The sequence below is a fragment of the Streptomyces sp. NPDC003943 genome (assembly GCF_053605265.1).
Genome location: NZ_JBSGIW010000179.1, coordinates 1 through 3,949 on the forward strand (window position 1 = coordinate 1; position 3,949 = coordinate 3,949).

At 75.5% G+C, this 3,949-nt stretch carries 3 protein-coding genes and 1 pseudogene; all 4 read right to left on the minus strand.

The window, feature by feature from the left end; genetic code table 11:
- Positions 1-92: 92 nt before the first annotated feature.
- Positions 93-853: pseudogene (locus ACWEV0_RS35720) on the minus strand (MerR family transcriptional regulator).
- A gap of 101 nt (positions 854-954) precedes the next feature.
- Positions 955-2,274 carry a UL36 very large tegument protein gene (locus tag ACWEV0_RS35725; protein WP_453153973.1) on the minus strand — a complete coding sequence of 440 codons (1,320 nt, stop codon included), beginning with the start codon at positions 2,272-2,274 and terminating at the stop codon, positions 955-957.
- A gap of 90 nt (positions 2,275-2,364) precedes the next feature.
- A complete protein-coding gene (locus tag ACWEV0_RS35730; protein ID WP_453153975.1) occupies positions 2,365-2,751 on the minus strand; it encodes a PPOX class F420-dependent oxidoreductase in 387 nt (128 codons plus the stop codon).
- Between the two features lie 13 nt (positions 2,752-2,764).
- The coding region (locus tag ACWEV0_RS35735; RefSeq protein WP_453153974.1) for an alginate lyase family protein at positions 2,765-3,949 on the minus strand (1,185 nt) is incomplete at its 5' end.

Here is a 3,949-nt window from a genome sequence, read left to right on the forward strand (position 1 = left end):
GAATTCCCTCGGGGTCCAGACCATTGACGGGTTCGTCGAACATCAGGATCTCCGGGTCGCCGAGCAGCGCCCCGCAGCGCGGACCGACGGGCTCAGCTCAGCCGGGTGTCGGCGTACGTCTCCATAGCCGCGCGCTGATAGGCGGCGAGGCCCAGGGCGACGGACTCGTAGAGGGCGCGCCACGCCGGGTTGTCGGTACAGGCGGCGGCGAAGGCCCGGTACTCGGCCGGGGTCACCGTGCGCAGCGCGGTCAGGGCCGCGTACTGGGCGGCGATCTCGGTCTGGACGGGCGCCGCGTCGGCCGGGTGGCCGGCGGCGAGCAGCTCGGCGAGGCGGACCATCTGCGCGGTCCGCTCGCGCTGCGCCGCGTCGATGTCCGACGCGGACAGGCTCGCCGTGTGGGCTGCGACCCGCTCGGCGTGCTCCGGGAAGTCGCGCAGGCTCTCTGCGACATCGGCGGGGCGGACGCCTTCGAAGAGGTTCTCCGGGCGGTTGATCGCGGTCATGGGAGTGCCGTCCTTCCTGGACTGCTCCAGATCGGTGATCGTGCGGGAGACGGTGGCGGCCAGCGCGTCGAGCCGGTCGCGCTCCTCGACCAGTCGGCGGTGGTGGCCGCGCAGGGCCTCCACCTCGTCGACCTGGTCGGCGAGGACCCGGCCGATCTCCGGGATGCCGAGACCGAGCGCGCGCAGCACGAGGATCTGCTGCAGGCGCAGCAGCTCGCGCTCCCCGTACCAGCGGCGCCCGTTGTGGCCGACCGGGCCGGCGGCAGCAGGCCCACCTCGTCGTAGTGGCGCAGGGTGCGGGCCGTGACGCCCGACATCCGGGCCACCTCCGCGATCGGCCAGGCCATCGCCGCCTCCCTCACGGGTTCACCGGGCCGGTCGTTCCGGCCCTGGTCAGCACCGTAGAAGCTGCCGCAGCGGCAGCTTCAAGTCCTGTGGTTTCCGGACTTCAGGCGCGCCCCGCGACCCGCAGCGCGTGCCGCAGGTCGCGCTCACGGAGCACCGACACGGCACGGGCGGCGGCGAGCAGGGCGGGCGTGAGCGTGGCGGGGCCCGCGGCGGCGAGGCGGGCCGCGTCCTCGGGGGTGCGGCAGCGGACGAACGCGGTCAGCAGGGCCCGGGCCTCACCCTCGCGCCCCGCCCCCTGAAGCGCGGCGCACGCCCCGGCCAGCTCCTCCACCGGGCGGGCCACGCCCTGCCGCAGCAGCTGCTCGCAGTCCTGCGCACGCCCCGCGTCGGCGAGCGCCCCGGCGACGGCCGCGAGCCGGTCGGGCGGCAGCGTGGCCGCCTCCCACAGCAGGGTGGCCCAGTCCGCCGCGAGCCCCGCGGCACACAACTCCGCGGCCAGCACCGGCAGCCACCCGGGCGGCCCGCCGAGCGCCTCGCACAGCAGCGCGTGCGCCTCACCGGTACGTCCCTGAGCGCGCAGCCGCCGCAGCGCGTAGACGGCGTTCCCGGCGGCGCGGGCGGAATCCGGACCGGGCTCGTGGGCCGGGGCGGGCGGGGTCACGGACCGGGCGGACACACCACCGAACCGGGCCCCACGCGGAGCCGCCGCCCCGCCGACCGGCAGATCGGCCACGGAAGCGGGCACGGGTACGGGCTCCGCCTCGCCCTCCACCCAGGCATACCGCGCCCCACGCGGGCGACGCCGCCCCGGCGGGGGTGCGGGCGCGGGGTGAGGTGCCGGTTCGGCGCCGTACCCGGGCGCGGCCCCGCCCCCGTACCCGAGCGCGGGCGCGGACACCGGCCGAGGCGCCGGGCCGGGGCCGTATCCGGGCGCGGTCGCCGGCTTCGGGCCGCGTGCCGTCGTGGCCTCGGCGAGCCGTGCCAGACGCGCCCCGAGGTCCGCCGACCTCGACCTCGCGCGGGCCAGATCGTCGCGTACCCATGCTCGTTCGGCGTCGTCGGTGTCCGGCTCGCGGAGGCGGGCCTCCGCGCGGGCGGCCTCGCGGGTCAACAGCTCGCGCCGCTCGGTGAGCGCCGACGCCGCGCCCGGCGCGCGGTCGTGGGCGGTGGCGGCGGCCTCGTACAGCGCTCTGCCGCGGACGCCCCAAGGCCCGTCGGCGGTTTCGCCGAGGTCGTGGAGGAGGGACTCGACGATGTCCCAGGGCAGGATGTCCGCGCCCTCGAAGCAGGCGCGCATGCCCTCGGGGTCGCGGGCGGCGAACTCCCCGTACCAGCCCTCGCCGGGGCGGAGCCGGCCGACCAGCTCGTTCAGCCATCTGGTGAACATGACGACGTCCACCGGAAGTTGATCCACCGTCATGCCTACCGCCGCCCGCCCTGTGCCACTGCCGCTCGGTCCACCGGCATTGGACCGCATTCGTGTTACGGGACGGCTACGCAGAGTTTTCCGTCAGGCGCCCGGGAAGGTCACGACGATGCCGGTGTGCGGGCGCTTGCCGAGGCGGGCGAGCGTCGCGGGCCAGTCGACCGCCCAGAACTGCCAGGTGTACTTGCGGGAGAGCAGCTTGCGGACGTGCCGCAGCTCCTCGCCCGTGACGAGCCGGGCGGTTCCCTCGGCGCGTACGGCGTCGGCGGCCACGTTGCCGCGCACGTCGCAGACGGCGGCCACGACGCGCGGGTCGCGGCGCAGTCGCCTGACCTTCCAGGAGTCGGTGCGGGTCCAGGCGTACAGCGTCTCGCCCTCGACCGCGTACCAGACCGGGGTGGCGACCCCGGTGCCGTTCTTGCGAAAGGTGGTGAGACTGACGTAGCGGCCGTGCCGCAGTTCTTCGGGCATCACGCCGGTGAGCCTACGCAGGGGTCGGATTGCCGGCGTGGGTGAGGGTCTCCCAGGCCACGAAGAGGTCGTCGGTGCCGCCGGGCCGCTGGCTCGCGGCGAGCCTGGCGGTCTGCGGCAGCGCGCGGCCCATGCGGCCCTGGAGGTGGTTGAGGGCGACCTCGACGTCCGGGCCCATGGTGCGGCTGACCTTGCCGCCGCACAGCCAGCGCGGGGCGGCCTCGCCGAGCTGGTAGCGGGAGTGGAACTCGAGCGCGGCGGAGAGCCGGTCGGCCTCCTCTCGGTAGAGGTCGAGGCCCTGGTGCCAGGCGGTCTCGGCGATGTGGGCGGTGGCGGCGAGGGAGTAGCCGATGTGCATGAAGTTGCGGCAGGTCTCCTGGCCGAGGCCGTCGCGGTAGGTGCGCTGGCCGAACCAGTAGGTGGCGAGCTGGTCGGCGGACCTGATGGTGCCGCCGGGCGGCGGCTTGGGCAGGGCGCCGTCGGAGGCCAGGTAGAAGTAGGCGGGCACGCGGGCGCGGTAGCGCCGTACCGCTTCCTGGTAGAGGTCCCGGTCCTCCAGGAACACCGCCATGCCCATGGCGGCGTCGGTCATCGCCAGCTCCCAGTTGCCGTTGTAGTCGGGCACGTCGGCGGTGACGTCGGGCAGGTACGCCTTGCGCAGCATCCACTTGAAGCGCTGCACCTCCGGCCCCTTCCAGGCCGGGTAGCCGGCGTGCACGATCTCGGCGGCGCGCGCCCAGGAGGAGCCCGACCACGCGGTCTGGAGGTCGGCGTCGTCGCGGGTGTGCCGCTTCACCGTCTTGGACCAGGCGTCCATGATCTCGACGGCCTTGTCGGCGTGCGCGGTGTCCCCGGAGATCGACCACATCAGGGCCTGGGTGTAGGCGGCGAGGGCGTCCTCGCGCTCGGCGACGCAGGCGTTCGTGCCGGCGTTCGACGCGCAGGCGACGGTCTTCGCCGGGTGCGGGGTGTAGTCGAGCGCGGCGTACCTGCTCGCGCTCATGTCCTCGTACGCCGTCTTCCACGGCTCCTGGCCCGCGGCGACGTGCGCCCGTACGGCGGCCAGCTGGGCCCGGCCGACCAGCACGCCCGGGTGCGTGAAGCGCGCGGGCGCGGTCCCGGCGGGCGGCGCGGCGGTGCGCGGCGCGGCGGGGCCGGAGCCGCAGGCGGACGCGGCGGCGCCGAGGAGGAGCACGGC